Origin of the sequence: Comamonas nitrativorans, assembly GCF_042654765.1 — a bacterium.
GTDB classification, from domain to species: domain Bacteria; phylum Pseudomonadota; class Gammaproteobacteria; order Burkholderiales; family Burkholderiaceae_C; genus Comamonas; species Comamonas nitrativorans.
On the sequence record NZ_JBHSEW010000007.1, the window covers coordinates 133213 to 159720 of the forward strand.

27 protein-coding genes are annotated in these 26508 nt (G+C 66.3%); 13 read left to right on the forward strand and 14 right to left on the reverse strand.

Annotated elements, in window-relative coordinates:
- Nucleotides 1–36 precede the first annotated feature (36 nt).
- Both ACFO3A_RS09490 and ACFO3A_RS09495 read right to left on the reverse strand, forming a co-directional pair.
- Nucleotides 37–1389 (reverse strand): ATP-binding protein, encoded by a 1353-nt coding sequence (locus tag ACFO3A_RS09490; RefSeq protein ID WP_377725866.1) that lies wholly within the window; start codon nucleotides 1387–1389, stop codon nucleotides 37–39.
- Nucleotides 1386–2045, reverse strand: coding sequence for a response regulator (locus ACFO3A_RS09495; RefSeq protein WP_377725967.1), 660 nt, complete (start codon nucleotides 2043–2045; stop codon nucleotides 1386–1388). Before ACFO3A_RS09495 ends, ACFO3A_RS09490 begins: the two co-directional genes overlap by 4 nt.
- A gap of 104 nt (nucleotides 2046–2149) precedes the next feature.
- Here ACFO3A_RS09495 and ACFO3A_RS09500 point away from each other — a divergent pair, with 104 nt between their 5' ends.
- Nucleotides 2150–3877 carry a phosphoethanolamine transferase gene (locus ACFO3A_RS09500; protein ID WP_377725867.1) on the forward strand — a complete coding sequence of 576 codons (1728 nt, stop codon included), beginning with the start codon at nucleotides 2150–2152 and terminating at the stop codon, nucleotides 3875–3877.
- On the opposite strand, the gene ACFO3A_RS09505 is transcribed toward ACFO3A_RS09500, so the two are convergent.
- Together ACFO3A_RS09505 and ACFO3A_RS09510 are read right to left on the reverse strand one after the other, a co-directional pair.
- Nucleotides 3872–4213: a branched-chain amino acid transporter permease gene (locus ACFO3A_RS09505; protein ID WP_377725869.1), complete on the reverse strand. Its 342-nt coding sequence runs from the start codon at nucleotides 4211–4213 to the stop codon at nucleotides 3872–3874. The two genes, ACFO3A_RS09500 and ACFO3A_RS09505, sit on opposite strands and share 6 nt — an antisense overlap.
- Entirely contained in the window at nucleotides 4210–4938 is a 729-nt protein-coding gene (locus ACFO3A_RS09510; protein ID WP_377725871.1) for an AzlC family ABC transporter permease, read from the reverse strand. Before ACFO3A_RS09510 ends, ACFO3A_RS09505 begins: the two co-directional genes overlap by 4 nt.
- 190 nt (nucleotides 4939–5128) lie before the next feature.
- Here ACFO3A_RS09510 and ACFO3A_RS09515 point away from each other — a divergent pair, with 190 nt between their 5' ends.
- A complete protein-coding gene (locus ACFO3A_RS09515; protein WP_377725873.1) occupies nucleotides 5129–5764 on the forward strand; it encodes a LysE family transporter in 636 nt (211 codons plus the stop codon).
- Between the two features lie 110 nt (nucleotides 5765–5874).
- On the opposite strand, the gene trmL is transcribed toward ACFO3A_RS09515, so the two are convergent.
- Nucleotides 5875–6348 (reverse strand): tRNA (uridine(34)/cytosine(34)/5-carboxymethylaminomethyluridine(34)-2'-O)-methyltransferase TrmL, encoded by a 474-nt coding sequence (gene trmL, locus ACFO3A_RS09520; protein ID WP_377725874.1) that lies wholly within the window; start codon nucleotides 6346–6348, stop codon nucleotides 5875–5877.
- 42 nt (nucleotides 6349–6390) lie between these two features.
- Nucleotides 6391–7098 carry a double zinc ribbon domain-containing protein gene (locus ACFO3A_RS09525; protein ID WP_377725875.1) on the reverse strand — a complete coding sequence of 236 codons (708 nt, stop codon included), beginning with the start codon at nucleotides 7096–7098 and terminating at the stop codon, nucleotides 6391–6393.
- A gap of 26 nt (nucleotides 7099–7124) precedes the next feature.
- On the opposite strand from ACFO3A_RS09525, the gene ACFO3A_RS09530 reads away from it, so the two are divergent.
- Nucleotides 7125–7988 (forward strand): class I SAM-dependent methyltransferase, encoded by an 864-nt coding sequence (locus ACFO3A_RS09530; protein WP_377725877.1) that lies wholly within the window; start codon nucleotides 7125–7127, stop codon nucleotides 7986–7988.
- A 47-nt stretch (nucleotides 7989–8035) separates the two neighbouring features.
- On the forward strand, nucleotides 8036–8650 hold the full coding sequence (locus ACFO3A_RS09535; RefSeq protein WP_377725879.1) for an SCO family protein: 615 nt from the start codon (nucleotides 8036–8038) through the stop codon (nucleotides 8648–8650).
- Between the two features lie 148 nt (nucleotides 8651–8798).
- Here ACFO3A_RS09535 and ACFO3A_RS09540 read toward each other — a convergent pair whose 3' ends face one another.
- The 8 genes from ACFO3A_RS09540 to polA all read right to left on the reverse strand — a co-directional run bounded on the left by ACFO3A_RS09540 (nucleotide 8799) and on the right by polA (nucleotide 18501).
- A complete protein-coding gene (locus ACFO3A_RS09540; RefSeq protein WP_377725880.1) occupies nucleotides 8799–10349 on the reverse strand; it encodes an AAA family ATPase in 1551 nt (516 codons plus the stop codon).
- Nucleotides 10350–10358: 9 nt separating this feature from the next.
- Nucleotides 10359–10955: a hypothetical protein gene (locus ACFO3A_RS09545; protein ID WP_377725882.1), complete on the reverse strand. Its 597-nt coding sequence runs from the start codon at nucleotides 10953–10955 to the stop codon at nucleotides 10359–10361.
- Between the two features lie 7 nt (nucleotides 10956–10962).
- Nucleotides 10963–11163 (reverse strand): hypothetical protein, encoded by a 201-nt coding sequence (locus ACFO3A_RS09550; protein ID WP_377725884.1) that lies wholly within the window; start codon nucleotides 11161–11163, stop codon nucleotides 10963–10965.
- Between the two features lie 22 nt (nucleotides 11164–11185).
- A complete protein-coding gene (locus ACFO3A_RS09555) occupies nucleotides 11186–12916 on the reverse strand; it encodes a hypothetical protein (protein ID WP_377725886.1) in 1731 nt (576 codons plus the stop codon).
- Between the two features lie 19 nt (nucleotides 12917–12935).
- Entirely contained in the window at nucleotides 12936–13406 is a 471-nt protein-coding gene (locus tag ACFO3A_RS09560; RefSeq protein ID WP_377725887.1) for a hypothetical protein, read from the reverse strand.
- Nucleotides 13407–13532: 126 nt separating this feature from the next.
- Nucleotides 13533–14588 (reverse strand): M14 family zinc carboxypeptidase, encoded by a 1056-nt coding sequence (locus ACFO3A_RS09565; RefSeq protein ID WP_377725888.1) that lies wholly within the window; start codon nucleotides 14586–14588, stop codon nucleotides 13533–13535.
- Complete coding sequence (locus ACFO3A_RS09570) at nucleotides 14557–15513, reverse strand: ZIP family metal transporter (RefSeq protein WP_377725890.1); 957 nt, start codon at nucleotides 15511–15513, stop codon at nucleotides 14557–14559. Before ACFO3A_RS09570 ends, ACFO3A_RS09565 begins: the two co-directional genes overlap by 32 nt.
- 180 nt (nucleotides 15514–15693) lie before the next feature.
- A complete protein-coding gene (gene polA, locus ACFO3A_RS09575) occupies nucleotides 15694–18501 on the reverse strand; it encodes a DNA polymerase I (protein ID WP_377725892.1) in 2808 nt (935 codons plus the stop codon).
- 61 nt (nucleotides 18502–18562) lie between these two features.
- Between polA and ACFO3A_RS09580 the strand changes: the two genes are divergently transcribed.
- The 9 genes from ACFO3A_RS09580 (at nucleotide 18563) to ACFO3A_RS09620 (ending at nucleotide 26371) form a co-directional block, all read left to right on the forward strand.
- Nucleotides 18563–18898 (forward strand): hypothetical protein, encoded by a 336-nt coding sequence (locus tag ACFO3A_RS09580; protein ID WP_377725894.1) that lies wholly within the window; start codon nucleotides 18563–18565, stop codon nucleotides 18896–18898.
- Between the two features lie 92 nt (nucleotides 18899–18990).
- Complete coding sequence (locus ACFO3A_RS09585) at nucleotides 18991–19947, forward strand: homoserine kinase (protein ID WP_377725896.1); 957 nt, start codon at nucleotides 18991–18993, stop codon at nucleotides 19945–19947.
- A gap of 8 nt (nucleotides 19948–19955) precedes the next feature.
- Complete coding sequence (locus tag ACFO3A_RS09590) at nucleotides 19956–20756, forward strand: BPSS1780 family membrane protein (protein WP_377725898.1); 801 nt, start codon at nucleotides 19956–19958, stop codon at nucleotides 20754–20756.
- A gap of 106 nt (nucleotides 20757–20862) precedes the next feature.
- Nucleotides 20863–22587 (forward strand): type IV-A pilus assembly ATPase PilB, encoded by a 1725-nt coding sequence (gene pilB / locus ACFO3A_RS09595; protein WP_377725900.1) that lies wholly within the window; start codon nucleotides 20863–20865, stop codon nucleotides 22585–22587.
- A gap of 27 nt (nucleotides 22588–22614) precedes the next feature.
- A complete protein-coding gene (locus ACFO3A_RS09600; protein ID WP_377725901.1) occupies nucleotides 22615–23832 on the forward strand; it encodes a type II secretion system F family protein in 1218 nt (405 codons plus the stop codon).
- The gene (locus ACFO3A_RS09605; protein ID WP_377725902.1) at nucleotides 23832–24713 is read left to right on the forward strand and encodes a prepilin peptidase; all 882 of its coding nucleotides are present in this window, start codon (nucleotides 23832–23834) and stop codon (nucleotides 24711–24713) included. The genes ACFO3A_RS09600 and ACFO3A_RS09605 overlap by 1 nt, the downstream gene beginning before the upstream one ends.
- Nucleotides 24713–25321 carry a dephospho-CoA kinase gene (coaE, locus tag ACFO3A_RS09610; protein ID WP_377725904.1) on the forward strand — a complete coding sequence of 203 codons (609 nt, stop codon included), beginning with the start codon at nucleotides 24713–24715 and terminating at the stop codon, nucleotides 25319–25321. The genes ACFO3A_RS09605 and coaE overlap by 1 nt, the downstream gene beginning before the upstream one ends.
- 61 nt (nucleotides 25322–25382) lie before the next feature.
- Nucleotides 25383–26147 carry a cell division protein ZapD gene (zapD, locus tag ACFO3A_RS09615; protein ID WP_377725906.1) on the forward strand — a complete coding sequence of 255 codons (765 nt, stop codon included), beginning with the start codon at nucleotides 25383–25385 and terminating at the stop codon, nucleotides 26145–26147.
- A gap of 26 nt (nucleotides 26148–26173) precedes the next feature.
- Nucleotides 26174–26371, forward strand: a complete 198-nt coding sequence (locus ACFO3A_RS09620; protein WP_377725908.1) for a DNA gyrase inhibitor YacG — start codon at nucleotides 26174–26176, stop codon at nucleotides 26369–26371.
- Nucleotides 26372–26508: the final 137 nt, after the last annotated feature.

Sequence of the window (26508 nt, forward strand, 5' to 3'; positions counted from 1 at the left end):
AGCACGGGCCGCAGGGGCACAACGGCAAGCGATTGCTTACGGAGACACCCCGCCCGGAAATACCAGCATGGCCTGCACCCCGTTGCTGCACCCCGGCACCGGGCTGGTCAGGGTGAAGTCGGCCCCGTGCTGGCGGGCAATGCTGCCGACGATGGACAGGCCCAGCCCATAGCCCAGGCGTGCGGCATCGGCCCGCACGTGGCGCTGCTGCACCGTGGGCAGGTCGGCGACGGCGATGCCGGGGCCGCTGTCGCGCACGATGATGGCCGGGGGCTGCGCCTGCACGGCCAGCTCCACCGGGCCGCTGCTGTAGGTGAGGGCGTTGTCGATCAGGTTGCGCAGGGCGATGGCCAGGGTGTCGATGTCGCCCAGTACCGTGACGGCAGCGTCCGGTGGCTCCCAATCCAGGCGTTTTTGCGCCTGGGGCTGTTGCCAGAATTCCTGCGCCAGGGTGGTACACAGTTGCCCCAAGTCCACCGCCGTGCGCTGCTGGGCGGCGGCTTCGGCGCGGGACAGTTGCAGCAGCCGTTCGGTGCGGTGGCTCAAGGTGTGCAGGGCTTGCAGGATGGGCTGGATTTGCGCCAGTGCGATGTGCCCGCTGCCTGAAGCCTCGGCCTGTTCGATGGCGGTATGCAGGCGCAGCCGTACCGAGGCCAGGGGCGTGCGCAGTTCGTGCGCGGCATTGGCGGCCAGGGCGCGTTCCACGTCCAGGGCCAGGTGCAGGCGGTGCAACAGCTGGTTCACGTCCTGGCCGACCTGGTGCAGCTCGCGCGGCAGATCGGCCAGGGCCAAGGGCTGCAAATGGTCGCCGCTGCGCTGCTGAATCTGCGCTTGCAGCCAGCGCAGGGAGTGCAGTTCGCGCCGGGCAATCCAGTGAATCAGCCACAGCAGCACCGGCAGCATGAGCAGCAGCACGGCGATCAGGCCGCTGGCGGTGCGCCAGCGTGCCTGGGCGCGTTCTTCCAGCGGGTCGGCCAGTTGCAGCCACAGGCCGCTGGCCGGTTCGTGCAAGGTGTAGATGCGGTGGCGGCGCGTGTCGTAAAAGCCTTCTTGCAGGGGCGCGGCAAAGGCATGGTCGGGGGCGGCGCTGGAGCGCAGCAGCAGGTCGCCCCGGGCATCGCGCAGTTGCAGCGACAGCGGCTCGGTGTAGTCGGAGCCGGGCACTTCGCCCAGGATGCGCACGCCGTGCGCGGGGGCCGGGGTGGCGGCATCGAGCAGCGCGGGGTAGAGCTGGCGGTGGGCGCTTTCCACCAGTTCGGTATCGAAGTTGTGCTGGATTTGCGTATCCACATACCAGGCGACCAGGGCGGTGCTGACGCTCCAGACCAGCGCCACCGCTGCCACCAGCGGGCGGGCCAGGCGGGTGGCCAGCGAGGTTTGGCTGCTCATGCCGCCTCCAGCCGGTAGCCAGTGCCGCGCACGGTCTGGATGAGGTGGCTGCCCAGCTTGCGGCGCAGGCGGCTGATGAACACCTCCAGCGTGTTGCTGTCGCTGCTGGCATCCCATTGGTAGAGGGCTTCCTGCAGGCGCTCGCGGGTAAAAATCTGCGCCGGGCGGCTGGCCAGCACGCGCAGCAAGGCCCATTCCTTGGGCGTGAGGACGACGGGCAGGCCCGCCACCAGCACCACTTCCCGCGCCAGGTCGATCTGCACGCTGCCGCGTACCACCTGGGCGCCGGCCTGCTGGCTGCGCCGCCGTTCGATGGCGCGGAGCCGGGCCAGCAGTTCCTCGGGGTCGTAGGGTTTGACCAGATAGTCGTCCGCCCCCGCATCCAGCCCCCGGATGCGGTCGCTGACCTGATCGCGGGCCGTGACGGCAATCACCGTCGGGCTGTCCGGGGCGGTGCGCAGTTGCGGCAACAGCGCCAGGCCGTCGCCATCGGGCAGGTTCAAATCCAGCAGCACGGCCCAGTAATGATTCACGCTGACCAGGGGACGGGCCTGGGCCAGGCTGTCGGCCCAATCCACCTGGTAGTGCTTGGTGTGCAGATACGCCAGCACGGCAGCAGCCAGGGCGCGGTCGTCTTCTAGAAGCAGGATGTGCATGGTGAAAGCAGTGTAGGGGGCGGCCATGCTGCACGCCCAGGCTGAACGCTGGCTGAACATCGGGTTCAGCAGGCGTTCAGAGCGCCCGCGCACAGTCGCGCCCCATGATTGCTGTTGCTGCTGCCAAATTCCCCGCACTGATTCCCGCCCTGGCGGGCCGACTGTGCCGCCCGTCCCTCCTGTCACTGCCCCCGCGCACCGTGGCGCTGCTGCTGGCGCTGTGGTGCGCCGGGCCGCTGAACCTGACGCTATGGCACAAGCTGTCTGCGCTGGAAGACTTTGCCGACCCCTGGGCGCTCAAACGCCTGACCCTGGGCGGCCTGATTGCCGGGGCCACCTTCGTGTGGCTGATGTTCTGGTCATGGCCCGGGCTGCGCCGCCCGGCGTGGAGCCTGCACCTGCTGCTGGCCGCCAGCGTGCAGCACTTCATGCGCAGCTACGGCATCGTCATGGACAGCTCGATGCTGGCCAACAGCCTGCATACCAACTGGACGGAAGCCTGGGCGCTGGTCACCCCTGCGCTGCTGGTACAGGTGCTGTTGCTGGCCGGGCTGCCCATCGTCTGGCTGTACCGGGGCGTGCAGATGCCCCACCAGCGCCGGGGCTGGCTGCGCTCGGCCCTGTGGCTGCTGGCGGCGCTGATCGTGCTGGTCGGCGGCAGCCTGCGCCTGTACCGCGATCTGGCCCCGCTGCTGCGCAACCACACGGAAATCCGGTTCATGGTCAACCCCCTGGCGACCGTGGTGTCGTGGGCCAACGTCACGCTCAAACCCATCTTCAAACCGAAAAAACCTTTTCAGCCGGTGACGGCAGGCGCCGCCCTGGGGGCCAGCTACGCCGCGCAGGCAGCGGGCCGGCACAAACCGCCGCTGCTGGTGCTGGTGGTGGGCGAGACGGCACGCGGCGACCACTTCGGCCTGAACGGCTACGCCCGCGCCACCACGCCGCAACTGGCGCAGCGGCAGGTACTGAGCTGGGCGCAGGTGCAGTCGTGCGGCACCAACACCATTGCCTCGGTGCCGTGCATGTTCTCGCCGCTGGGCAAGGAGGGGTACGAAGGGCGCAAGGCCGAATACGGCAATCTGCTGGACATCGTGCAGGCGGCGGGCCTGGGCGTGCGCTGGCTGGACAACCAATCGGGCTGCAAGGGCGTGTGCGAGCGCATCCCCAGCGCCGACGCCCAGGCCATCGCCACGCCCGCGCAGCGCCAGCAGTGGTGCCACGATGGCGAATGCCTGGACCGCCTGATGCTCGGGGAACTGGACGGCCAACTGGCCGCCATCCCCGCCGCACAGCGCCAGCAGGGCGTGGTGCTGGTGCTGCACCCAATGGGCAGCCACGGCCCGGCGTACTACCGCCGATCGGCCCCGGACAGCAAGCATTTCACGCCCGAATGCGCCACCCACGTCACCTCCGATTGCAGCCAGCAGGACTTGGTGAACGTGTACGACAACAGCCTGGTGGAAACCGACGCCTTCCTGGCCCAGACCATCGACTGGCTGCGCACCCAGGAACAGGACTTTGCCCCCGCCATGCTCTACGTCGGCGACCACGGCGAATCGCTGGGCGAAAACGGCCTGTACCTGCACGGCCTGCCCTACCGCATCGCCCCGCAGGCGCAAAAGCACGTGCCCTGGGTGCTGTGGCCCGGCACGCTGCAAGAGCGCACCGGCTGGCGCGAAGCATGCAACCGCGCCCGGCTGGCCCAGCCGCTGACGCACGATGCCTACTTTCACACCGTGCTGGGGATGCTGGACGTGCGCACGCCGCATTACCAGCGCACGCTGGATGCCCTGGCCACCTGTCGCCCCGACACAGAACGACATCTATAGAACCCCGGCCAGCCACCCATTCGCCAGCACCACGCACACCCCGGTGCCGACAAACAGGCTGAGAAACAGGTTGCCCCGCCACAGATGCACGGCCACCGTGGCGGCGATGCCTGCCAGTTTGGCCGTGGCCAGGGGGGTGTCGTGCAGGTCGATCATGCGCAGGCAGTAGACCACCAGGATCACCGTCACGCCCAGGGGCATCCAGGCGTTCAGGCTGGCCAGCAGGGGGGAATCCTTGATCGTTTCCCGAATGGCGAAGGGCAGTGCCCGCAGCGCAAAGGTGATGGCGGCAGCACAGCCGATCGCCAGTGCCACGTAGTGCCAGTCGATGGTCACGGTGCGTTCCTTTCTTTCTTTTGAGCGACCGCCACGGCGTACCGCGCCAGGCAGAAGACGACAAAGGCGGCCATGGCCACCAGCAGCATCGCATCGCCGGCCAGCACGGCGGCTGCGCCACCGGCGCCGAGGGCGGCCAGGGCGATGGTCTTGTCGGGCCGGGTGCGGTAGGCGTCGATGGCCAGCACGATGAACAGGGCGGTCAGGACAAAATCCAGCCCGGCCAGATCGCTCAACCACGCCTGGCCAGCCAATGCGCCCAGCACCGAGCCGCTGACCCAGGACAGGTGCAGGCCCAGTTGTATCCCCATGATCTGGCGGCTGGTCTGCGCCTGCTGCGGCAGGTTGGCGATGAGAACGTAAGCCTCGTCCGTCAGCCCGTAGATGCTGTAGAGCTTGCGCCCCCAGCCGCGCACCTGCTGCAACGGGAAGGACAGGCCGTAGAACACATGCCGGGCATTCACCAGCAGCGTGGTCAGCGCAATGGCCGACAGCGGGGCCGACGCCACCACCATGCCGACCAGCAGGAACTCCACCGACCCGGCATAAATCGCGCCGGACAGGATCGGCGCCAGCCACCACGGCAGGCCGTTGCTGGTGACCAGCACCCCCAGGCCCATCCCCAGCGCAAGCAGGCCCAGCCACACGGCGCCGGCGCGGTGGGCGGCCAGCCGCAGGCTGCGCTGGGCGGATTGGAGGGCGGGGGAAGGCAGGAAGCGGGACATGGGCAATCGGGGTCTGGCGGCAATACGCCTTTATTGTCGTTGCCGAATGCGCGGCCAAAAGGGCCGTGCCGCCGCTACGCAGGGGGGCATCCCGCATCGCGATGCGGCGCACTGCCGCCAACGGCATAAGATGCTCCCTTTTTTGCGCCGGACAGCCGCCACGGCAGCCATCCCGGCGATGGGAAGCAGCATGGAATTTCACACCTGGATAGCGTTCTTGATGGCCAGCATTTTTATCGCCGTGTCCCCCGGCTCGGGCGCGGTGCTGTCGATGAGCCACGGCCTGGCCTACGGCGTGCGCCAGGCTTCGACCACGATCTGGGGGCTGGAGGCGGGTCTGGTGCTGATCCTGCTGATCGCCGGCGGCGGCGTGGGCGCGGTGCTGGTGGCCTCTGAACTGGCGTTCACCGTGGTCAAGGTGCTGGGCGCCTGCTACCTGATCTACCTGGGCTGGTGCCAGTGGCGCAGCGCGGGCAATGCGCTGGATGTGGCGCATCTGCGGGATGCGGCCCACCTGCCGTGGCGCAAGCGGCTGCTCATCGGCTTTCTCACCAACGCCACCAACCCCAAGGGCATCATCTTCATGGTGGCGGTGCTGCCGCAGTTCCTCAGCGCCAGCCAGCCGCTGTGGCTGCAATTGCTCATCATGGCGGCCACCATCGTCGGCGTGGATGTGCTGGTGATGCACGGCTACGCCTTTGGCGCCAGCGCCCTGCGCCGCTGGATGCGCAGCGCCAGCGCCCAGCGCGGGCAGAACCGGGTGTTCGGCGGCTTGCTGATGCTGATCGGCGCGGGCTTGTTCTTTGTGCGCCGCCAGCCCAATTGATCAAACAATTATCAAATTCAGTAGCCTTTACCGCTCTAAATCATTGGATTTCAGATTGAAAATCATCTGAAAATCAATAAATACCAGCAGAAACAGCTCTCTTTTCAATATCAGACCGCGCCGTCAAAACCGTTCTGCCGCCAGGCCTCGAACACCGTCACGGCCACGGCGTTGGACAGGTTCAGGCTGCGCTGGTCGGGGCGCATCGGCAGACGCAGCCGCTGCGCAGGCGGAAAAAAGCCTTCGCGGATGGCCTGCGGCAACCCTTTGGTTTCGCAACCGAAAACAAAATAATCCCCCGGCTGGAACTGCAAGCCGAATGCGCTGCTGCTGCCGTGCGTGGTCAGGGCAAACATGCGCTGGGGCGGGGGCTGCTGCATCTCCAGAAACGCCTGCCAGTCGGCATGGCGGCGCACGCTGGCGTACTCGTGGTAATCCAGCCCGGCGCGGCGCATGTGGCGGTCTTCCATGGAAAAGCCCAGCGGCTCGATCAAATGCAGACGGCAGCCGGTGTTGGCCGCCAGGCGGATGACGTTGCCCGTGTTGGGCGGAATCTCGGGGTGGACAAGCACGATATGAAACATGGGGCGCGATTGTGCGCCTGTTCGCGCCGGTTCATCGCACCGTCATGCCGACGGCGTGCGGGCCACGGCCAGCACGCTGACCGTGGCGGCCCCGGCGTGCAGCAGCGCCTGGCTGGCGCCGCGCAGAGTGGCCCCGGTGGTCAGCACGTCGTCCACCAGCAGAATGTGCCGCCCCTGCACCAGCGCGGGCGCCGACACGGTAAAGGCGCGGCGCAGGTTGCGCAGCCGCGCCGCCCGCGTCAGGCCGCGCTGGCTGGCCGTTTCCCGGGGCCGCTGCAAGGCCGTGAGCCAGCATTTTTGCGGTGCCAGCAGGCGGGCCAGTTGCGCCGCCTGGTTGAAGCCGCGCTGCCGCAGCCGCTGCGCCGACAGCGGAACGGGCACCAGCGCATCGGCCTGCGCCACCGCAGCGGCCAGCGCCGGGCTGGCACGCAGCCATTGCGCAATGGGCCGTGCCAGGGCGGGCTGCGGGTGCAGCTTCCAGCGCGTCAGGATGTCCGCCCACGGGTAGCCGTAATCCACCCACACATGGCACGCCTGCCACGGCGGCGGCTGGCGCAGGCACTGGCCGCAGCGCTGCCCCGCCACCCCATCCGGCAAAGGCAGGCCGCAGCCGGTGCAGCGGTGCTGTGCCACCGGCGCAAACTGCGCCCGGCACGCCGCGCACAGCGGCCCGCCCCGCGCCCAGGCATGGCAGGCCAGGCATTGCTGGGGCAGGCGGGAAGATAGCCACAGGGCCGCGTTTGAAAGCATCGGGCCAATATACTGCGCGGCGCTGTATGTCCGACACCGATTTCCTGCCCCCCACCATCGACCCCCTTGCCGCCCGGCGCTGGCAGCGCAGCGCCCCGGCGCTCTCCCCCTGGCTGCACGAAGAAGTCGGGCGGCGGATGCAGGAGCGCCTGGACTGGATCGCTCAGCCCCCCGCCGTCTGGTGCCACTGGCACGCCCTGCGCGGCGGCGTGGCGACACACGACCTGATTGCCGGACGCTACCCCCAGGCGCTGTGCTACGTGGTGGAAAGCCAGCCCGCCGCCCAGGAGGCCGCCCGCCAGCGCTGGGCCGCCGCCCCCTGGTGGCAGCCCTGGCGCCAGGCCAAGGTGCAGGTCGCCACCCCGCCCGAGCTGGGCGCCAACATGCTCTGGGCCAACATGCTGCTGCACGAGCAGGCCGACCCGCTGGCCCTGCTGCGCCAGTGGCACGCGGCGGTGGCGGTGGACGGCTTCGTCATGTTCTCCTGCCTGGGGCCGGACACGGTGCAGACGCTGCGCAGCCTGTACGCCGCGCTGGGCTGGCCCCCCGCCGGGCACAGCTTCACCGACATGCACGACTGGGGCGACATGCTGATCCAGACCGGCTTTGCCGAGCCGGTGATGGACATGGAAACCATCACCCTGAGCTTTGCCACCCCCGAGCGCCTGCTGCAAGAGCTGCGCGAGCTGGGGCGCAACCTGCACCCCCAGCGCTTTGCCGCCCTGCGCGGCCCGGGCTGGCGCCAGCAGTTGCTGCAAGCCATCGCGCAGCACCTGCGCCTGCCTGATGGACAATTGGGCCTGCGCTTTGAAATCGTCTACGGTCACGCCTTCAAGGCCGCACCGCGCAGCGCCCGCCAATGGAAAAAAAGCCGCGCTGACCTACGTTGAACCGCCCCGTTCTCCACCCCTGAGGGAACCGGGCCAGGGAGAGAACCATGAACCGCCACCCCAACCGCCGCCAGTGGACGCTGGCTGCCACCGCCGCCTTGGCCACCCTGCCCCTTTTCGGCTGCCAGTCCAAAAGCGATCTGCCCCTGGAAGGCATGGACCTGACCGGCGCCGAACACGGCAAGGACTTCCCGCTGTTCGACCCCGAAGGCCGCCAGCGCTCGATCAAGGACTTTGCCGGCAAGGTCGTCGTCGTCTTCTTTGGCTACGTGCAGTGCCCCGACGTCTGCCCCACCACGCTACAAGAGCTGGTCGAGGCCAAGGCCCTGCTGGGGCCGCTGGGCGAGCGCCTGGTCGGCGTTTTCGTCACCGTCGATCCCGAGCGCGACACGCCGGAAATCTTGAAAAGCTACACCCATAATTTCTCGCCCGACTTCGTCGGCCTGACCGGCACGCCCGAGCAGATCGCGCAGGTGGCCCGCAGCTTCAAGGTGTTCTACAAGAAAGTCCCCGGCAGCACGCCCGGCACCTACACCATGGACCACTCCGCCGGGATGTACATGTACGACCCCCAGGGCAAGCTGCGCGTCTACCACCGCTACGGCCAGGGCGCCGCCGCACTGGCGCACGACGCCAGGCTGCTGCTGGAAGCCATGCCGTAAGCAGAGCAACGCACGGCTGGGAGAATCTCCTGAAAAAATAGCTTCTACCGCTTTTATTTATTGGGTTTCAGATGGTTTTCCATCTGAAACCATTGCATTTCCAGCGGTAAAAGCTATTTTTATTGACGAAAACCGTCTGCAAGTCGGTTCACACCAGCACCTGCCGGCGCGTGCGGCCCTGCGGGGCTGCGGCGCCGATGGGCTGGCCCGAGGCGGGCACCGCCCGCTCGCGCCCCCAGGCGCGGATGTCCTCGATCTGCTCGGGGGCGGTTTTGGACAGCGGCACCACGTTGTTGAAGCTGCGCCGGAACAGCTCGGGCGTGACGGCGGTATCGCCGTTCAGGTACGCCTCTTTCACCACTTCACGCACCGCCGATTCGAGGTCGGAACCGGCAAAGCCGTCGGACAGTTCCACCAGCTCCTGCAACAGGGCTTCGGGCACCTCCTGCCTGAGGCCGCGCTGGGCATAGATGCCGATGATTTCGCGCCGCTCCGGCGCGGTGGGCAGATCGACGAAAAACAGCTCGTCGAAGCGCCCCCGGCGCAGCAGCTCGGGCGGCAGGCGCGAAACGTCGTTGGCCGTGGCCACGACGAAGACGCGCGAACGCGCCTCCTGCAGCCAGTAGAGGAACTGCCCGACCAGCCGGGTGGCGGTGCCGCCATCGCTGCTGCTGCCTGCGCCGGCCAGGCCTTTTTCGATCTCGTCGATCCACAGCACGCAGGGCGCGACGTGGTCGGCGGTGGCCAGGGCGTCTTTCAGCCGCGTTTCGCTCTGGCCCAGGTACTGGCCGTGGATGGTGGACAAGTCCAGCCGGTACAGCGGCAGCCCCCAATTGGCGGCAATGGCCTTGGCCGAGAGCGATTTGCCGCAGCCGGGCACGCCCACCAGCAGCACGCCGCGCGGCGGGCGGATGCCGCGCTCGCGCAGGTCGGCGGTGAGCAGGGGCTGCTCCTTGTCCAGCCAGGCTTTCAGCCCGCCCAGGCCGCCGACGTTCAGCTCGGTGCCGCGCACGTTCACCCGCTCGATGCCCGAGATGTCGGCAAAGATGCGGTCCTTGGCGTGCATGACCTCGACCATGTCGGCCTTGGTGATGCGGCCATTGGCCAGCAGGGTGGCGATGATGTTTTCCGCCTCGATGCGCGAGACGCCGGCCAAGGCCGCAGCGGCGCGGCGTTCGTCGGCCTCGTCCCATTCGATGGGCATGTGCGCCCGGTAGGCGCCCAGGTTTTCCTGGACGATGGCCAGCATCTCGTCCTCGGTCGGCGCCGACAGCACCAGCGACATGCCGGCCCGCTGCAACTGGCCGAACACCGGCTTGGTGGTGATGACGACGACGCAGCCGCTGTTCTCCGCCGCCAGCATCACCACGTCCAGCAGGTGCCGCGCGGCGGGGGTGTCGTCCTCGATGTCGGAGACCTCGGTCAGCACGACGCTCAGGTTCTGCCGCTGGGGAAACTGCTGGCTGGCAAAGTCCACCGCGCCGGTGACGGAACGGTCGTCATTGACGGTGCGGCTGGTGCCCAGCTCCCGCGTGCCCTGGGAAAGCGTGTGGACGTAGATCGGCGCTTGCAGTTCGGCGCCGACTTCGCGCAGCAGCTCCAGCACCCGGCTGCGTTCCGCGCTGCGGATGGAGATGAAGGGAATGCGGGCCTTCAGGTAGCGGCTGAGGGTGGCCTTGAATTCAACGGTGTCGCTCATGGGCGGTAATCAGAGAAGGATGTTACGTTTACGGGGGGACTGCGCTGGCATGGATGCAGGCGCCGACTGCGGCTGAACGTCCGGCGGCAGCGCCAGCGCGTCGTAACGGGTCAGCGGGTTGTTGCGCAGCAGGGTCGCCCGTTGCCCGCTGCGGTCGGCGCGGGCGCTGTCTTCCAAAGAGTGTTGCGAGCGCTCGGCGAACTTGCGCACTTCGGCGGCAAGCTGGCTGCGGGTGTCCGGCGGCAGCGCCGGCAGCAGGCACAGGCGGTGGACGAAGTGCAACTGCGTGCGGGCCTGCACGATGGCCCGCACCACCAGCGTCTCCTGCCCGCCACGGTGCCCGCTGCCGTGCAGGTCACGTTGCAGGCGGTCGGCGCAGACGTTCAGCCGCCGCTGCACCTCGTCGGACAGGCGCTGGACGAATAGCGGCGCCACGCCCGCCGACCAGTGCAGCGAACCGGCATACAGGGTTTGCAGGCAGTTTTCGTCATCGTCGCCACGGGCCAGGGCATCCAGGCACTGGCTCCACTGTGCGTAGCTGGCCGGGGCGCCCTGGCCGCCAGCGGCAGGCGCCTGGCCGCCGCGTGCAAACAGCCGCTTCCACATCGGCGGATCAGCGGCTACGGCGCACAAACGGCGCGGCGGGCAGCAAATCCCAGGCGGGCAAGGCACCGGCCAGCACATCCCGGCTGGCGGGCGGCGCAGGCGGCTGCTGTGGCTGGCGGGGTGCAGCGGATTGCTGCGCGGGCGAGGGGCCGAGCGGGGCGCTGGGCGCGGTGGTTTCTGGCGCGGCGGAAAGGATTTCTCGTGGCATGGGGAAAAGCTCCTGGCGAAATTCAAGCGGCCTGTGCGGCAGCGGCGGGCATGACGCGGCGGGCGGTGTTGTGCCCGGCCAGCAGGTGCTGCTCGGGGCTGATGCTTTCCAGCAGACTGGTCACTTCGGCAGCCACGGCATCGCGCATGGCCCAGTCACGCCGCCATTCCACGGTTTCGGCCAGGCAGGCCCGCAGCGCCTGGGCCGATTGCTCTTGCAGCAGGGCAAAGTCGCGTTCGATCTGCTTGCGCCGCTGCTGCACCTGCCGGTAGTTGAGGAAGGCCCAGCCCAGCGCGGCCAGCCCCATGACGAAGACGATCATGCCGTTGCCCAAACTCATCAGCAGCAGCACCACGCCCAGGGCGATCAGCCCCCAGTCCTTCAACCCCAGCTTGGCCTGTTCCAGCGCCTGCTGCTTGCGCCGCTCGATGTGCTGGCGCAGGCTGTCTTGCAGTTCGGCCTCGTTGTCGCCCTGCGCCGTCTGGCCTTGCCAGTCTTCGATGGACAGGTGAATCGTCTGCGGCGCCTGCTGGCGGATTTGCGCCGTCACGTCGCTGTGCGCATCCACGATCCAGTCGCGCGAATGCGCCACCGCCAGCCGCTGGGTGGCGCGGGTGACGTGCGAAAGCTCCGGGTGCATGGCCGCGTTGGTCAGCAGTTGCGTGAAGTCCACACGCTCCTCCTGGGCCTTGGATTGCAGGTCGAACCGCTGCTGGGCGGCGCGTTTGTCGCCCGCTTCCTCGATGATGAGCTGGTTGAGCTGCTCGGTGCGGCGCAGCGGCAGCTCCTCATCGTCGAAGTGGGACACCAGGCTGGTGAGCAGGTTGTCCACGGCGATGAGGACGCTGCTGGCCGTCTTGATCTCGCCCTGAAAGATGTCCTGGAAATGCTCCAGCACGATGGACTGCATGCTCACGGCGTTCAGCGCCGCGTTCAGGTCGTTCCACGCCGGGCTGAACCGGCTCAGGTGCCCATAGCGCTGCGCATGATTGAAGTTGGGGGTTTTGGAGCGCAGCGCATCGCCCCATTGCCCGCGCTGGGTCTGGGCGAAACCGGCCTGTTGCGCCAGCTCCTCGATCCAGCCGCCGATGCGCTTGGTGCACAGCAGCGCGGCGTCGGTGTTGAAAACGCCGTTGGCCAGGGCATCGATCATCACCACCGTCTGCCGATCCAGGCTGTACGGATTCTGCAGGCCGAAATAGCGGTCGAGCCAGATGCGGCTGACCTCGGAGCGCCCGGCGCGGCGGCCGATCAGGGAGAAAAACAGCGCGGTTTTTTCGTCGTCGCGGCGCGTGGCCTCGGCCAGAGCGCGTTCGGCCAGGGCGCGGTTGTCCGTCAGCCAGGCGGCCAATGCCACCAGCGCCGGGGCCAGCCAGTAGCGCGGGGTGGACAGCATCAGCTCCTCGGTGGCGTTGCGGATGGTTTCCTGGCGCACCAGCTGAATGTCCGAGGCTTGCAGGATGCCGGTGGCCTGGCGGCGCACGATGGCGTACTGGCCGAATTTGTTCTCGATTTCCTGGCGGATTTTGACCTGCCGGGTTTCTGCCAGCGCCAGCTCCTTGGCCCGCAGATCGGATTGCACAAATTCATTGAATGCCTGTTCCAGCCGCGACAGTTCGGCGCGGGTCTGCGCCAGATTGCTGCCGACCACGTCCACCTGCCCGGAGACGGTGCCGATATCGCTTTGCAGGCTGCGCAGCGAACCCAGGATCAGGCTGAGGTCGGCCACTTGGATGATGCGTTCTGTACTCATGGTGTCTCGCAGGAGGGGTTCAAAGGTCGATGAAGGCGGTCTGCCCCGATTCGCCGACGGCGATCAGGCGGTTGGAATACACCTCGACAAAGGCATACCCCGGGTGCAGGGCGACGCTGCGGGCCCGCTCCAGCAGGCTGGGCAAAGGCTCGAAGGTTTTGTAGTGCTGGATGATGCTGCCCGTGCAGTCCAGCGTATGCACCTGGTAGGGCGCCCCCAGGTAGCAGCGCGAGACGATGCCCAGCGGCAATGCGTCGATCTGCACGTCCGGCAGCTCCTGGCGGATGGCTTCGATCAGCGCCTGCACGCTGGCCGGGGAATGCACATGCCCGCCCGCATCCAGCTGGGTGACGGCCCGGATATAGGCGGCGGAACGTTTCTTGCGCAGCCGCGCCTCCAGTTGCGCCCCGGCAAGCCGGGGGGCGGTGGCGGTCTGCGCCCGAAGCGGTATGGCAGTGGCGGGTTGGATACCCAGTAAGGAGCGGGCCATGGAATGATGCGACGTGGTGTGAAGGGAAGCTTTCAGCCGCCGCATCATAACGACAAGCATGGGGCGTACACGCCCTGCGCCAGGCTGGTGCAGATCGCCATTGCGCCCGCATCAAGCAGCTATTTTTTATTTATCGCTTTGCACTGGCAGATGCTTGTCCATCCACGCCAGCAAGTCCTGCCACATGGCGGCAATCTCCGTGCGCACCGGCATCCGCAGGGCGTGGTGCAGTTCGATCGTGACCACGGGTACGCCCAGCTGCAGGCCGCCGTAATTGCCCAGCGAGCCGGGGAAGACGCCCAGCTGGTCGAGGTGCAGGCCGCCCAGCTTCTGCGGCGGCGTCTGCGGCCCGTCGAAGTCCAGCACCCCGTAGGGCGCGTGGATGCTGACGACCAGATCGGGGGCGAACTGCGCCATCTGCGCGTGCAGGAATTGCGATTCCGGCTCGGACAGGGGCGCCGGGCCGGGCCAGCGGCGCGGGTCGCGGCGGGTGCGTTTTTCCCAGTAGGCGGCGGCTTCGCGCTCCCAGTCCGGGGTGGGGAAGTTGCGGTTCAAGTCCACCCCGGCGGCATTGGTGCGCGTGGCCGGGCGGGCCAACAGGCCGTCCGGATTCAGCACGGGGATGAAGCGCCAATGCACGGGCCGCTGGCTGCTGGCCTGCTGCGCCAGCGCCACCCAGTGCAGGGCCAGGGCGGCAGCGGTCAGCTCGTCGCCGTGGATGGCCCCGACCACCAGCACCCGCTGGGCCACGCCGGCAGCGTCCGGCGGGGCAACATCGCGCCAGGCAATGGGCGCCCCGCGCACCGACAGGGCGCCGCTGGGCGCCAGCTGGGCCGCTTCGCACAGCTTGCGTTGCAGGGCAGGCCAGCGCTCCAGCCAGGGGGCACAGACGGCGGCGGGCACGGCGGCATCGGCCGGCACGGCGATGACCGGGTGCGGCTGGGCGGCGGGGGCCGCTGCGGGGGCGGGCAATTCCTGCACGGGCGGCGGCTTCGGCCCCCGCTCCACCCGCAGGTGGTGCAGGGGAACGGCGGTGCTGGGCGGGCTGCCCTGCAGCAAGGCCACGCCCCCGGCGGTCAGCCCCAGCCAGACGGCCAGGGCCAGCGCCATGGCGATGCGGGAAGTGGGCGGCGGGGTGGCTTCAATGGCGTCAGTCGGCACGGTGGGAATCGGTCGGTTCATCGTGATGCGGAGAAAGGGGCGGCGCCTCATGGTCATGGTCGTGATCGTGGTCATGCGCATGGTGGGCATGGGAGGCATCGGCGCCATGGGATTCGTGGGCCAGGTCATGGGCCAGACCGCTGACCACGGTCACCAGCCCGATGCCCAGCGCCAGCCACAGCACCTGGGCCAGGGTTTGCCGGGCGCTCAGGTGCTTTTGCAGTTGCGGAATCAGATCGGACAGGGCCACGTAGATAAAGCTGCTGCACGCCACCGTGAGGAAGAAGGGCAGCCAGTCGTGCAGTTGCCCGACCAGGAAATACCCCGCCAGCCCGCCCAGGGCGGTGATCGACCCGGCCAGCGAAACCTTGAGCATGGCGACGCGGCGGTGGCTGCCCCGGCTCATCACCACCAGGTCGCCCATGTGGTGCGGCACCTCGTGCGCCAGCACGGAGACGGCGGCAATCAGCCCCAGGCGCAAATCGGCCAGGAAGGCCGAGGCGATCAGCACCCCGTCGCCAAAGCAATGCACGCTGTCGCCGGTCAGCAGCGACCAGCCCGAGCCGGTGCGGTGGGTATGGGTATGGCCGTGCGCGTGGTCATGGTCGTGCCCATGGTGGGCGTGGTGCAGGTTCTGCACCTGGGGGTCGTGGCTGTGTTCGTGCCCGTGGTGCCACAGCTCGGCCTTGGTCAGCAGAAAGAAAAACACGATGCCGATCAGCAGGGTGGTGAACAGCTGCTGCGCATCGGCCCCGCTTTCAAAGGCTTCGGGCAACAGGTGCATGAAGGCCGTGGCCAGCAGGGCACCGGCGGCCAGGCTGAGCAGCCCCTGCTGCGCCCGGCCCGCGCTGGCCCGGCCAAAGCCGACGTGCAGCAGCGCATTGGCCACCCAGACGCTGCCGATTCCGGCGGCCAGAGTGGCCAGGATGATTGCGATCAATACCATGATGAGGTTCACTTATTCAAATTATTCAACGGCGACATGTGCCGCAGTCGCCGCACATCCTTCCAGCCTACACAAGCTGTCAAGCCCCCTGCCGTGCAGATTCCCGCCATTTTCGCCCGGCCGGCTTTCGCGCCGCTGCCCTCCCGCGCCCCCCGGCCCGGTGCCCTGCCCACCACCGCATCAGTGCGCCTGTTCCCAGTTCGCGCCCACGCCCACTTCGGCCAGCAGGGGCACTTTCAATGCGGCCACGCCGGCCATCAGGGCGGGCACCTCCTGGCGCAGCCAGTCGGCCTTGTCGGCGGGCAGTTCGAACACCAGTTCGTCATGCACCTGCATGATGAGCAGCACGTCCGGCTGCACCGCATCCAGCCGCTGCTGCACGGCCACCATGGCCTTCTTGATCAGGTCGGCCGCCGTGCCCTGCATGGGGGCGTTGATGGCGGCGCGTTCCGCCGCCTTCTTGCGCGGGCCGCTGCCGCCGTTGATGTCCGGCAGTTGCAGGCGGCGGCCAAACACGGTTTCGACATATTTCTGCTTGTGGGCCAGGGCCACGGTGTCGTCCATGTAGCGTTTCACGCCAGGGTAGCGCTGGAAGTAGCGGTCGATGTAGGCGGCCGCAGCGCTGTTGTCGATCCCCAGGGTTTTCGCCAGCCCGTAGCTGCTCATACCGTAGATCAGGCCGAAGTTGATGACCTTGGCAAAGCGCCGCTGCTCGCTGCTGACCTGATCGAGCGCCACGCCGAACACTTCGGCCGCCGTGGCGCGGTGGACGTCCAGGCCGTCGTGAAAGGCACGGAGCAGGGCTTCGTCGCCGCTCAGGTGGGCCATGATGCGCAGCTCGATCTGGCTGTAGTCGGCGCTGGCAATGACCCGGCCCGGCGGGGCGATGAAGGCCTGGCGAATACGCCGCCCCTCGGGCGTGCGCACGGGAATGTTCTGCAGGTTGGGTTCGTTGCTGGACAGCCGCCCGGTCACGGCCACCGCCTGCGCATAGTGGGTATGCACGCGCCCGGTGCGCGGCAGGGCCATGTGCGCCAGCTTGTCGGTGTAGGTGTTTTTCAGCTTGGAGAGGCTGCGATGCTCCAGCAGCTTGGCGGGCAGGGGGTAGTCCTGGGCCAGCTTTTCCAGCACTTCCTCGTCGGTGCTGCGGGCACCGGACGGGGTTTTCTTCACCACTGGCAGGCCCAGCTTGTCGAAGAAAATTTCGCCCAATTGCTTGGGGCTGGACAGGTTGAACGGCTGCCCGGCCAGCTCGTACGCCGCCTGTTCCAGGGCCACGATGCGCGTGCCCAGGTCGTTGCTCTGGCGGGCCAGTTCCTGCGCGTCGATGGCGACGCCGTTGCGCTCCATGCGGAAAAGCGCCTCGCTGGTCTGCATTTCCAGTTGGTAGATATGCAGCAACCCCGCCTGGGCCTGGATTTGCGGCCACAGCACGCGGTGTACGTCCAGGGTCTGGTCGGCATCCTCGCAGGCGTAGGCACAGGCCTTGTCCAGCGGCACCTGGGCAAAGGAAATCTGGTTCTTGCCCTTGCCGCACAGGTCTTCGTAGCTCAGGCCGGTGCGGCCCGTGTGGCGCAGGGCCAGGCTTTCCAGGCTGTGCGGACGATGCACTTCCAGCACGTAGCTTTGCAGCATGGTGTCGTGCCGGTAGCCGCGCACGGTGATGCCCTGGTTGGCCAGCACGTGCTGGTCGTACTTGATGTGCTGGCCCAGCTTGGGCTTGCCGGCATCCTCCAGCCAGGGTTTGAGCCGGGCCAGCACGTCGGCCAGCGGCAGTTGCTGCACCCCCTCGATGCCTTCGTGGCCCAGCGGGATGTAGGCCGCCTCGCCGGGCTGCACGCTCAGCGAGATACCGATCAGTTGCGCCTGCAAGGCGTTGAGGCTGTCGGTTTCGGTGTCGATGGCCGTGAGTTCTGCAGCGTCGATTTTGACCAGCCATTCATCCAGTTGCGCCTGGGTCTGGATGCAGTGGTAGGCCACCTCGCGCTGCTGGGCGGCCACGGCCACTTCGGTGCTGGCGGCATCGTCGCTGTCAAAACTGCTGAACAGATCGCCACTGCCGTTGTCTGGGGCTTTTGCTTCTTTTTCAGGAGCTGCCAGCGCTCTCGCCAAGCCTTTGAAGCCATATTTGTCATAGAAATGGCGTAGATTCTGCGCGTCCAGCTCCTGTTTTTGCAAGTCTGCCAGATCGGGCAGCCCCGGCGCATACGCGGTCAGATCGCAATCGGCCTGCATCGTGACCAGCTTGCGGCTCAGGGCCAGCTGGCCGCTGGCAATGGCTTCGCGCAGGTTGTTGCCCGCCACGCCCTTGATGCTGTCCGCCTGGGCGATCAGGCCGTCCAGGCTGCCGAACTCGTGCAACCACTTCACCGCCGTTTTCGGGCCGACCTTGGCGACGCCCGGCACGTTGTCCACCGCGTCGCCCACCAGCGCCTGGTAATCGACCATCAGCGCGGGCGGCACGCCGAACTCCTGCTCCACCCCGGCCACGTCGCGGCGCTTGCCGCTCATGGTGTCGATGATGGTGATGCGCTCGTCGACCAGCTGGCTCAAATCCTTGTCGCCGCTGGAAACCACCACCTGCACCCCCTGGCTGGCGGCGATGCGAGCCAGGGTGGCGATCACGTCGTCGGCCTCGACACCGGGCACGCTCAACACCTTCCAGCCCAGCAGCCGCACCACTTCGTGGATGGGGTCGATCTGGCTGCGCAGGTCGTCCGGCATGGGCGAACGGTTGGCCTTGTATTCGGGATACCAGTCGTCACGGAAGGTCGGGCCGCTGGCATCGAACACGCAGACCGCGTAGGCAGCCTGGGCCGTTTCCGGCGTCTTGTCCAGCGCCTGCAGCATATTCACCATGCCCCGGATGGCGCCCGTGGCCGGGCTGCTGGGGTCGCCCGGCACGGCCCGCAGATCGGGCATGGCATGGTAGGCACGGTACAGGTAGCTGGAACCATCGACCAGCAGCAAGGTGGGGGGATTCGTCATAGCCCACGATTGTGCCCGCGCTGCGGCACCCGGGCGCTGGCGGGGCATCTACAATGGCGTGATGCGTGCCGCCACTTCCCTCCCCCTTCTTGTTGCCGGTCTGCTGGCCAGCAGCTTGGCTTGCGCCCAAGCTCCCGCCGCAGGCCCGGACAGCCCTGCGGCCACCGATGCCGCGCCCGCCAACGACCGCCACAACCAGCGCATCGAGCGCATCCGCCATGAAGACAAAGGCAGCCAGATCGACGAACTGCGTGTCGGCGGCGAAACCAAAACCATCACCGTGCAGCCCAAAACCGGCAAGCTGCCGGCCTACGAGGTGGCCCCGGCCAAGCCGGGCAAAGACCCGGCCCAGGACGGCACCAATGGCCGCCGCACCTGGAAAGCCCTCCAGTTCTAAGCCTGCCGACACCCCCCTGCGCCCCGCCGCCCCCCAGGGTTTGCACGCGGGGTTTTTCTTATCAGCGCCAAGAGCCCCAGCGCCTATTGACCATGGCCGTTTTTACCCAAGTTAGCGAAGACGACGCACGCACCCTGCTCCAGTCCCTGGACCTGGGCCAGCTCACCGCCCTGCGCGGCATCCAGGGCGGCATTGAAAACACCAACTACTTTCTGGACACCACCCAGGGCCACTGGGTGCTGACCCTGTTCGAGCGCCTGACCGCCGAGCAACTGCCGTTCTACCTGGAGCTGATGCGCCATCTGGCCCGCAAAGGCATCCCCGTGCCCGACCCGCAGGCCGACCGCACGACCGGCGCCATCCTGCACACGGTCTGCGGCAAGCCTGCCGCCGTGGTGCAAAAGCTGCGCGGCACCAGCCAGTTGCAGCCCACGCCCCGGCACTGCGCCGCCGTGGGGCGCATGTTGGCGCAGATGCACCTGGCCGGGCGCGACTTTGCGCTGCACCAGCCCAATCTGCGCGGCCTGCCCTGGTGGAATGCGACCGTGCCCACGGTATTGCCCTTCATCCCGGCAGAAGCAGCCCAACTGCTGCAGGCGGAACTGGCGCACCAGAACGAAGTCGCCGCCAGCGCTGCCTATGCCGCCCTGCCGCGCGGCCCCATTCACGCAGACCTGTTCCGCGACAACGTGATGTTCGAGGGCGAGGCGCTGACCGGCTTTTTCGACTTCTACTTCGCCGGGGTCGATACATGGCTGTTCGACCTGGCGGTCTGCCTGAACGACTGGGCCATCGAACACAGCACCGGCGCCCACACCCCCGCCCTGGCCGCTGCGATGCTGGACGCCTACCAGAGCGTGCGTCCTCTCGAAGCCGCCGAACGCGCCCTGCTGCCCGCGCTGCTGCGGGCCGGGGCCTTGCGCTTCTGGATCTCGCGCCTGTGGGATTTCTACCTGCCGCGCGAGGCGTCCCTGCTCACCCCCCACGACCCGCGCCACTTTGAACAGGTGCTGCGCCAGCGCATAGCGCAGCCCTTCTGCCTGGAGTAAAGCGCCGCATGAAGCTGCAACTCGTCAAACCTAGCACCGGCCTGGAATGGGTCAAACTGGGGGTGCGTACCTTCTGGCGCCAGCCTATCGCGCTGGCCGCTTTGTTCTTCCTGTGCATGGCCGGGATGTCGCTGGTCAGCATGGTGCCCATCGTCGGTACCGTCCTGGCCCTGGCGCTGCTGCCGACCACCTCCCTGGTCATGATGGTCGGCGCTGCCGAAACCTGGGGCAACCGCACCCCGACCCCGGCCCTCATCTGGCGCATTCTGCGTGGCGGCCGCGAGCGCCTGCACGCCCTGGCGGTACTGGGCATTTGCTACGCCCTGGGGTTCGGGCTGTTGATGTTCCTGTCCAGCCTGGTCGATGGCGGCGGCTTTGCCCGGGTGTACCTGGGGCTGGCGCCGCTGTCCCCGGAATTGGCCCAGGACGCCAGTTTCCAGGCGGCCATGTGGACGGCCACCGTGCTCTACCTGCCTTTGTCCTTCCTTTTCTGGCATGCGCCCGCATTGGTGCATTGGCATGGCACCCCGGCACTCAAGGCCATGTTTTTCAGCATCGTGGCCTGCAGCCGCAATATCGGCGCATTTTTCATGTACGGCCTGGGCTGGATGGTCATGTTTCTGGTCGTAGGCGCCGCACTGGCGCTGACCACCGGGCTGCTTTCCCTGGTCGTCGGGCACATCGCCATGGCGCTGATGGTGGCAGCGGCCCTGGCCCTGGCGGCCATGCTGTTCACCTCGACGGTATTTACATTTCGTGACTGTTTTGCAGCGCCGGAAGCGCCCCAGGACGAGCAAAAGCCCGGATAGTCGGAATAAGCCACAGGCCATCCTTGCAAGGGGCTGGACAAACGCTATGCTACGGCGACGATAGTTTTCCCGTCTGCTCGCCAGCAGGCTGATTGCCTTCACCACAATGACAACGACCGTCCCTAGCACCCCTCCCCTGGCCGGTTTGGCCCGGGCCTTGATTGCCGCCGGCAAGCTCTCGGCCTCCGCCGGCGAGGAACTCTCCCGCAAAGCTCTGTCCAGCAACACCAACTTCGTTGCCCAGCTGGTAGGCTCCGGCGGGCTGTCTGCTTACGACCTGGCGCACCATATTTCCAGTATTTTCGGTATCCCCCTGGTCGATATCCACGCGCTGGACATCGGCCGTATTCCGAAAGACCTGCTGGATAACAAACTATGTTCCAGCTACAAGGTTCTACCGCTGGCCAAGCGCGGCAATCGCCTGGTCGTGGCCACTGCCGACCCCACCAACAAGGAAGCCGCAGAGAAAATCAAATTCACCTCCCAGCTAGGGGTGGACTGGCTGATTGCCGAATACGACAAACTGCTGCCATTGGTGGACAAACTCACCAAAAGCACCAAGGAATCCCTGGATTCATTCACCAGTGCCGCAGATTTCGACCTGGACGACATCAAGGATGTCGATGATTCCAGCAACAAGAACGATTCCGAAGCCTCCGACGTCGAAGATGCCCCGGTCGTCAAGTTCCTGCACAAGATGCTGATCGACGCCTTCAACATGCGGGCTTCGGACTTGCACTTCGAACCTTATGAACACCATTACCGCGTACGCTTTCGCATCGACGGCGAACTGCGCGAAATCGCCGCCCCTCCGATCGCCATCAAGGACAAGCTCGCCTCGCGCATCAAGGTGATTTCCCGGCTGGATATTTCGGAAAAACGGGTTCCTCAGGACGGGCGCATGAAATTGAAAATCGGCCCGGAACGGGTGATCGATTTTCGTGTTTCCACCCTGCCCACCCTGTTCGGCGAAAAAATCGTCATCCGTATTCTGGACCCGAGCAGCGCCAAAATGGGGATCGATGCCCTGGGCTACGAGCCAGAAGAAAAAGAGCGCCTGCTCAAGGCCATTCAGCGCCCCTACGGCATGATTCTGGTCACCGGCCCGACCGGCTCGGGGAAAACCGTGTCCCTGTACAGCTGCCTGAACCTGCTGAACCAGCCCGGCGTGAATATCTCCACGGCCGAAGACCCTTCGGAAATCAACATGCCCGGGGTCAATCAGGTGAACGTGAATGAAAAGGCCGGACTGACCTTTGCCGCAGCCCTCAAGTCCTTTCTGCGCCAGGACCCGGACGTCATCATGGTCGGGGAAATCCGCGATCTGGAAACCGCCGACATCGCCATCAAGGCCGCACAAACCGGGCACCTGGTGCTTTCCACCCTGCACACCAACGACGCCCCCACCACCTTGACGCGAATGCGCAATATGGGCATTGCCCCTTTCAATATCGCCTCCAGCGTCATTCTGATCACCGCCCAGCGCCTGGGGCGCAGGCTGTGCCCGAAATGCAAGGAACCTGCCGACATCCCGCATGAGGCACTGCTGGAGGCAGGCTTTCAGGAAAACGATCTGGACGGAGGCTGGACCCCCTACAAGCCGGTCGGCTGCGCCGACTGCAACAACGGCTACAAGGGCCGCGTCGGTATTTACCAGGTCATGCCGATTACGGAAACCATGCAGGAAATCATCCTCAAGGATGGGACGGCCCTGGATATTGCCAACCAGGCTCGCAAGGAAGGCGTCAAATCCTTGCGCGAGTCCGGCTTGCACAAAGTGAAGCAGGGTGTCACCTCCCTCGAAGAAGTGCTGGCCGTCACCAACCTGTAAAAACCGAACAACAACCGAGGGGAATTTATGGCAACGGCCACAAAAAACAATAAAGAATTCGTCTACGAATGGGTTGGCAAGGATCGGCTGGGACGGGTGGTTCAGGGAGAAGTGCGGGCCGTCGGCGAGGCCACCGCGCAAAATGCCTTGCGCCGCCAGGGCATTCTGATTACCAAAATCAAGAAGCGCCGCATGAGCGCCGGCAAAAAGATAAAGCCCAAGGATATTGCGCTGTTTACCCGCCAGATGGCCACCATGATGAAAGCCGGCGTTCCCCTGCTCCAATCGTTTGACATTGTGGGCCGTGGCAACCCCAATCCCAGCGTGACCAAGCTGCTCAACGAAATTCGCCAGGATGTGGAAACCGGCACCTCGCTGAACACGGCATTCCGGCGTCATCCCATGTATTTCAACGATTTGTATTGCAATCTGGTCGAAGCAGGTGAATCGGCGGGTATTCTGGAATCCTTGCTCGATCGCCTGGCCACTTACATGGAGAAAACCGAGGCGATCAAGGGAAAAATCAAATCGGCGCTGATGTACCCGACTTCGGTCATGATCGTGGCGTTTATCGTCGTCACCCTGATCATGCTGTTCGTGATTCCGGCATTCAAAGAGGTCTTCAGCTCGTTTGGCGCCGACCTGCCCGCCCCGACCATGATCGTGATCGGGATGAGCGAGTTTTTCGTCGCCTATTGGTGGCTGATTTTCGGCATTCTCGGCGGCGGCATTTACTTTTTTCTGCAGGCCTGGAAACGCAGCCCCAAGGTACAGCACTTCATGGACCGCGCCCTGCTCAAGGCTCCGGTCTTTGGCGCCTTGATCGACAAATCCTGCGTCGCCCGCTGGACACGCACCCTCTCGACCATGTTCGCTGCTGGCGTGCCGCTGGTCGAAGCCCTGGATTCGGTCGGCGGAGCCTCGGGCAACATCCTGTACAAAGAAGCGACCGACAAAATCCAGACCGCCGTATCCACCGGCACCAGTCTGGCCGTGGCCATGACCGACGCCAATGTCTTTCCCAGCATGGTGCTGCAAATGTGCGCCATCGGCGAGGAATCCGGCGCGATCGACCACATGCTCAGCAAGGCGGCGGATTTCTACGAGGCCGAAGTCGATGAAATGGTGGCCGGTCTGTCCAGCCTGATGGAGCCAATCATCATCGTGTTTCTCGGGACGCTGATCGGCGGCATCGTGGTTTCCATGTACCTGCCCATTTTCAAACTCGGTCAGGTGGTGGGCTGATGGATTTTTTTGCTTCGCTGGGCACCGGTGCCGTGGTGCTGGCCGGTATTCTGGGTTTATTGATCGGCAGCTTCCTGAACGTGGTCATCCACCGCCTGCCCAAAATCATGGAAGCGCAATGGGATGCAGAATGTGCCGAGCACATGGCGGCACAGGCAGGGCAGGAGGATTTTGTCCCACCCGCACCAGCGCTGACCCTCTCCCGCCCACGCTCGCGCTGCCCGCAATGCGGGCATGGCGTCCGCTGGTTCGAGAACATTCCCGTATTCAGCTGGCTGGCGCTGCGTGGGCGCTGTAGTCAGTGCCAGCACGGCATCGGCGTGCGTTATCCGCTGGTAGAAATTACCACCGCGCTGCTGTTTGCCTGGAATATTGCCCATTGGGGGGCCACGCCAACCGGCCTGGCCTGGTGCGGCTTCAGCGCCGTTTTGCTCGTCCTGGCCCTGATCGATTGGGACACCACCTATCTGCCCGACAGCCTGACCCTGCCGCTGCTGTGGGCCGGGCTGCTGGCCGCTGCGGTGGGCTGGACGGCGGTTCCCCTGGCCGATGCCGTCTGGGGTGCGGCCGCCGGGTATCTGGTGCTGTGGAGCATTTACTGGGTGTTCAAGCTTGCCACAGGCAAGGAAGGCATGGGCTATGGCGATTTCAAGCTGCTGGCGGCTTTGGGCGCCTGGTTCGGCTGGCAGGCGCTGGTGCCGATCCTGCTGGCCTCGTCGGTGATCGGGGCGGTGGTGGGCATCGCTTTGAAAATCAATAGCCGCCTGCGCCCTGGCGGCTACATCCCCTTCGGCCCCTTCCTGGCCGGGGCCGGTTTTGCCGCCCTGTTCTTCGGGGCGCAGGCCATGCTGCAGAATTTCCTGGCCTTGCTGGGGCTGTGATGACAAATATTTTCAAACTCGGCCTGACCGGCGGTATCGGCAGCGGCAAAAGCACGGTGGCCCGAATGCTGGCCGACCTGGGGGCGACGGTGCTGGATGCCGACGCCATTTCCCGCAGCGTGACGGCCCCGGGCGGTGCGGCCATCCCGGCGATTGCGCAGGCTTTCGGCCCGCAGATGATCGCCCCCGATGGGGGCATGGACCGCGCTGCCATGCGGGCGCTGGTGTTTGCCCAGCCGCACGAACGCCAGCGCCTGGAGGCCATCGTCCATCCCCTGGTGCAGCAGGCCATGGCCGCCCGATTGGCGCAGGCCCGGGCGCAGGGGGCCAAGGTGGCGGTGCTGGACATTCCCCTGCTGGTCGAGTCGCCCTACTGGCGCGATCAGGTGGATGCCGTTCTGGTCGTCGATTGCAGCGAGGCCACCCAGGTCGCCCGGGTGATGGAGCGCAGCCAGTTGAGCGAAACCGCCGTGCGCAGCATCATCGCCAGCCAGGCCAGCCGGGAGGAACGCCGCGCGGCCGCCGACTGGATCATCGGCAACGATGGAATCACTTTGGAGCAATTGCAGACGCAAGTGCTATCAATTTCACAAAAGTTGCCGTTATGATTGATGCTCTTGCCGGTAAAAACCGGCCGGTGCCTGTCCTCACCCCCGGAAAACTACCCGCGTGATTCTGTACGAATACCCCTTCAACGAGCGTGTGCGCACCTATCTGCGCCTGGAGCAACTGTTTCGCCGCTTGCTGGAGCTGATGACGCGCGAGGCGGCCATCGACCACCACTTCGCACTGGTAACGATGTTCGAGATTCTGGAAGTCGCCTCTCGCGCCGACCTGAAATCGGACGTGATGCGCGACCTGGAGCGGCAGAAAAACCTGCTCGACGGCCTGCGCGACAACCCCGACATCGCCCAGGACATGTTGGAAAAGATCATCGGCCAGCTCAACCAGCGCTATGCCAGTCTGCACGCCCAGTCGGGCAAAACCGGACAGATCCTGCTGGAGGGCGAGCTGCTCAACGCCTTGCGCAGCCGCCTGGAAATTCCCGGGGGCACCAACGGCTTTGACCTGCCGGCCTACTTCCACTGGCAGCACCTGCCCACCGAGCAGCGCCAGGAAGACTTGCGCCGCTGGGGCCAGTGCCTGAAGCCCCTGGCCGATGCCGTCTTCCTGCTGCTGGGGCTGCTGCGCGATACCGGCACACCGCAAAAGGTGGCCGCCACCCACGGGCACTTCCAGCAGGCTCTGCCGTCGGCCAAGGCCTACCAGTTGCTGCGCCTGCGCATCGACCCGGCCCTGCACCTGGTGCCGGAAATCAGCGGCAACCGCCTGATCGTCTCGGTACGGCTGCAACACGCCGAGCTGCAGGGGGACCACTACAGCCTGGTGCCCAGCACCGACAACGCCCACTTCGAGCTGACGCTGTGCGCCTGACCCCGCACCGCGCCCCCTGATTGACCATGCCTGCTGAAACCGCCCCGACCGTTGCCTGCCCGACCTGCGGCGGCCCTGCCCTGTTTGCGCCCGGCAACCGCTGGCGGCCTTTTTGCAGCGAACGCTGCAAGCGCATCGACCTGGGCGCCTGGGCAGCAGAAGAATTTCGCGTCGCCAGCCCAGAACCCGAGGAAGAAGGCCCCCCCGATGGTCAAGGCGCTTGACACTTTGAGCCACCCCCGCTGAAGCTGCGCAGCAAGCGAAGCCCCCACCCCACAGCGCAGCGCATCCGTCAGAGCGCAGCCCCCAGAACAGGCAAGCCGCCTCCCGTCTGACTCGCCGTGGCTGTCCGAGCGCAGCG

Coding starts and splice junctions, on each gene's coding strand:
- ACFO3A_RS09490 (WP_377725866.1), bottom strand. CDS start 1,389: ATGAGCAGCCAAACCTCGCTGGCCACCCGCCTGGCCCGCCCGCTGGTG.
- ACFO3A_RS09495 (WP_377725967.1), bottom strand. CDS start 2,045: ATGCACATCCTGCTTCTAGAAGACGACCGCGCCCTGGCTGCTGCCGTG.
- ACFO3A_RS09500 (WP_377725867.1), top strand. CDS start 2,150: ATGATTGCTGTTGCTGCTGCCAAATTCCCCGCACTGATTCCCGCCCTG.
- ACFO3A_RS09510 (WP_377725871.1), bottom strand. CDS start 4,938: ATGTCCCGCTTCCTGCCTTCCCCCGCCCTCCAATCCGCCCAGCGCAGC.
- ACFO3A_RS09515 (WP_377725873.1), top strand. CDS start 5,129: ATGGAATTTCACACCTGGATAGCGTTCTTGATGGCCAGCATTTTTATC.
- trmL (WP_377725874.1), bottom strand. CDS start 6,348: ATGTTTCATATCGTGCTTGTCCACCCCGAGATTCCGCCCAACACGGGC.
- ACFO3A_RS09525 (WP_377725875.1), bottom strand. CDS start 7,098: ATGCTTTCAAACGCGGCCCTGTGGCTATCTTCCCGCCTGCCCCAGCAA.
- ACFO3A_RS09530 (WP_377725877.1), top strand. CDS start 7,125: ATGTCCGACACCGATTTCCTGCCCCCCACCATCGACCCCCTTGCCGCC.
- ACFO3A_RS09535 (WP_377725879.1), top strand. CDS start 8,036: ATGAACCGCCACCCCAACCGCCGCCAGTGGACGCTGGCTGCCACCGCC.
- ACFO3A_RS09540 (WP_377725880.1), bottom strand. CDS start 10,349: ATGAGCGACACCGTTGAATTCAAGGCCACCCTCAGCCGCTACCTGAAG.
- ACFO3A_RS09545 (WP_377725882.1), bottom strand. CDS start 10,955: ATGTGGAAGCGGCTGTTTGCACGCGGCGGCCAGGCGCCTGCCGCTGGC.
- ACFO3A_RS09550 (WP_377725884.1), bottom strand. CDS start 11,163: ATGCCACGAGAAATCCTTTCCGCCGCGCCAGAAACCACCGCGCCCAGC.
- ACFO3A_RS09555 (WP_377725886.1), bottom strand. CDS start 12,916: ATGAGTACAGAACGCATCATCCAAGTGGCCGACCTCAGCCTGATCCTG.
- ACFO3A_RS09560 (WP_377725887.1), bottom strand. CDS start 13,406: ATGGCCCGCTCCTTACTGGGTATCCAACCCGCCACTGCCATACCGCTT.
- ACFO3A_RS09565 (WP_377725888.1), bottom strand. CDS start 14,588: ATGAACCGACCGATTCCCACCGTGCCGACTGACGCCATTGAAGCCACC.
- ACFO3A_RS09570 (WP_377725890.1), bottom strand. CDS start 15,513: ATGGTATTGATCGCAATCATCCTGGCCACTCTGGCCGCCGGAATCGGC.
- polA (WP_377725892.1), bottom strand. CDS start 18,501: ATGACGAATCCCCCCACCTTGCTGCTGGTCGATGGTTCCAGCTACCTG.
- ACFO3A_RS09580 (WP_377725894.1), top strand. CDS start 18,563: ATGCGTGCCGCCACTTCCCTCCCCCTTCTTGTTGCCGGTCTGCTGGCC.
- ACFO3A_RS09585 (WP_377725896.1), top strand. CDS start 18,991: ATGGCCGTTTTTACCCAAGTTAGCGAAGACGACGCACGCACCCTGCTC.
- ACFO3A_RS09590 (WP_377725898.1), top strand. CDS start 19,956: ATGAAGCTGCAACTCGTCAAACCTAGCACCGGCCTGGAATGGGTCAAA.
- pilB (WP_377725900.1), top strand. CDS start 20,863: ATGACAACGACCGTCCCTAGCACCCCTCCCCTGGCCGGTTTGGCCCGG.
- ACFO3A_RS09600 (WP_377725901.1), top strand. CDS start 22,615: ATGGCAACGGCCACAAAAAACAATAAAGAATTCGTCTACGAATGGGTT.
- ACFO3A_RS09605 (WP_377725902.1), top strand. CDS start 23,832: ATGGATTTTTTTGCTTCGCTGGGCACCGGTGCCGTGGTGCTGGCCGGT.
- coaE (WP_377725904.1), top strand. CDS start 24,713: ATGACAAATATTTTCAAACTCGGCCTGACCGGCGGTATCGGCAGCGGC.
- ACFO3A_RS09620 (WP_377725908.1), top strand. CDS start 26,174: ATGCCTGCTGAAACCGCCCCGACCGTTGCCTGCCCGACCTGCGGCGGC.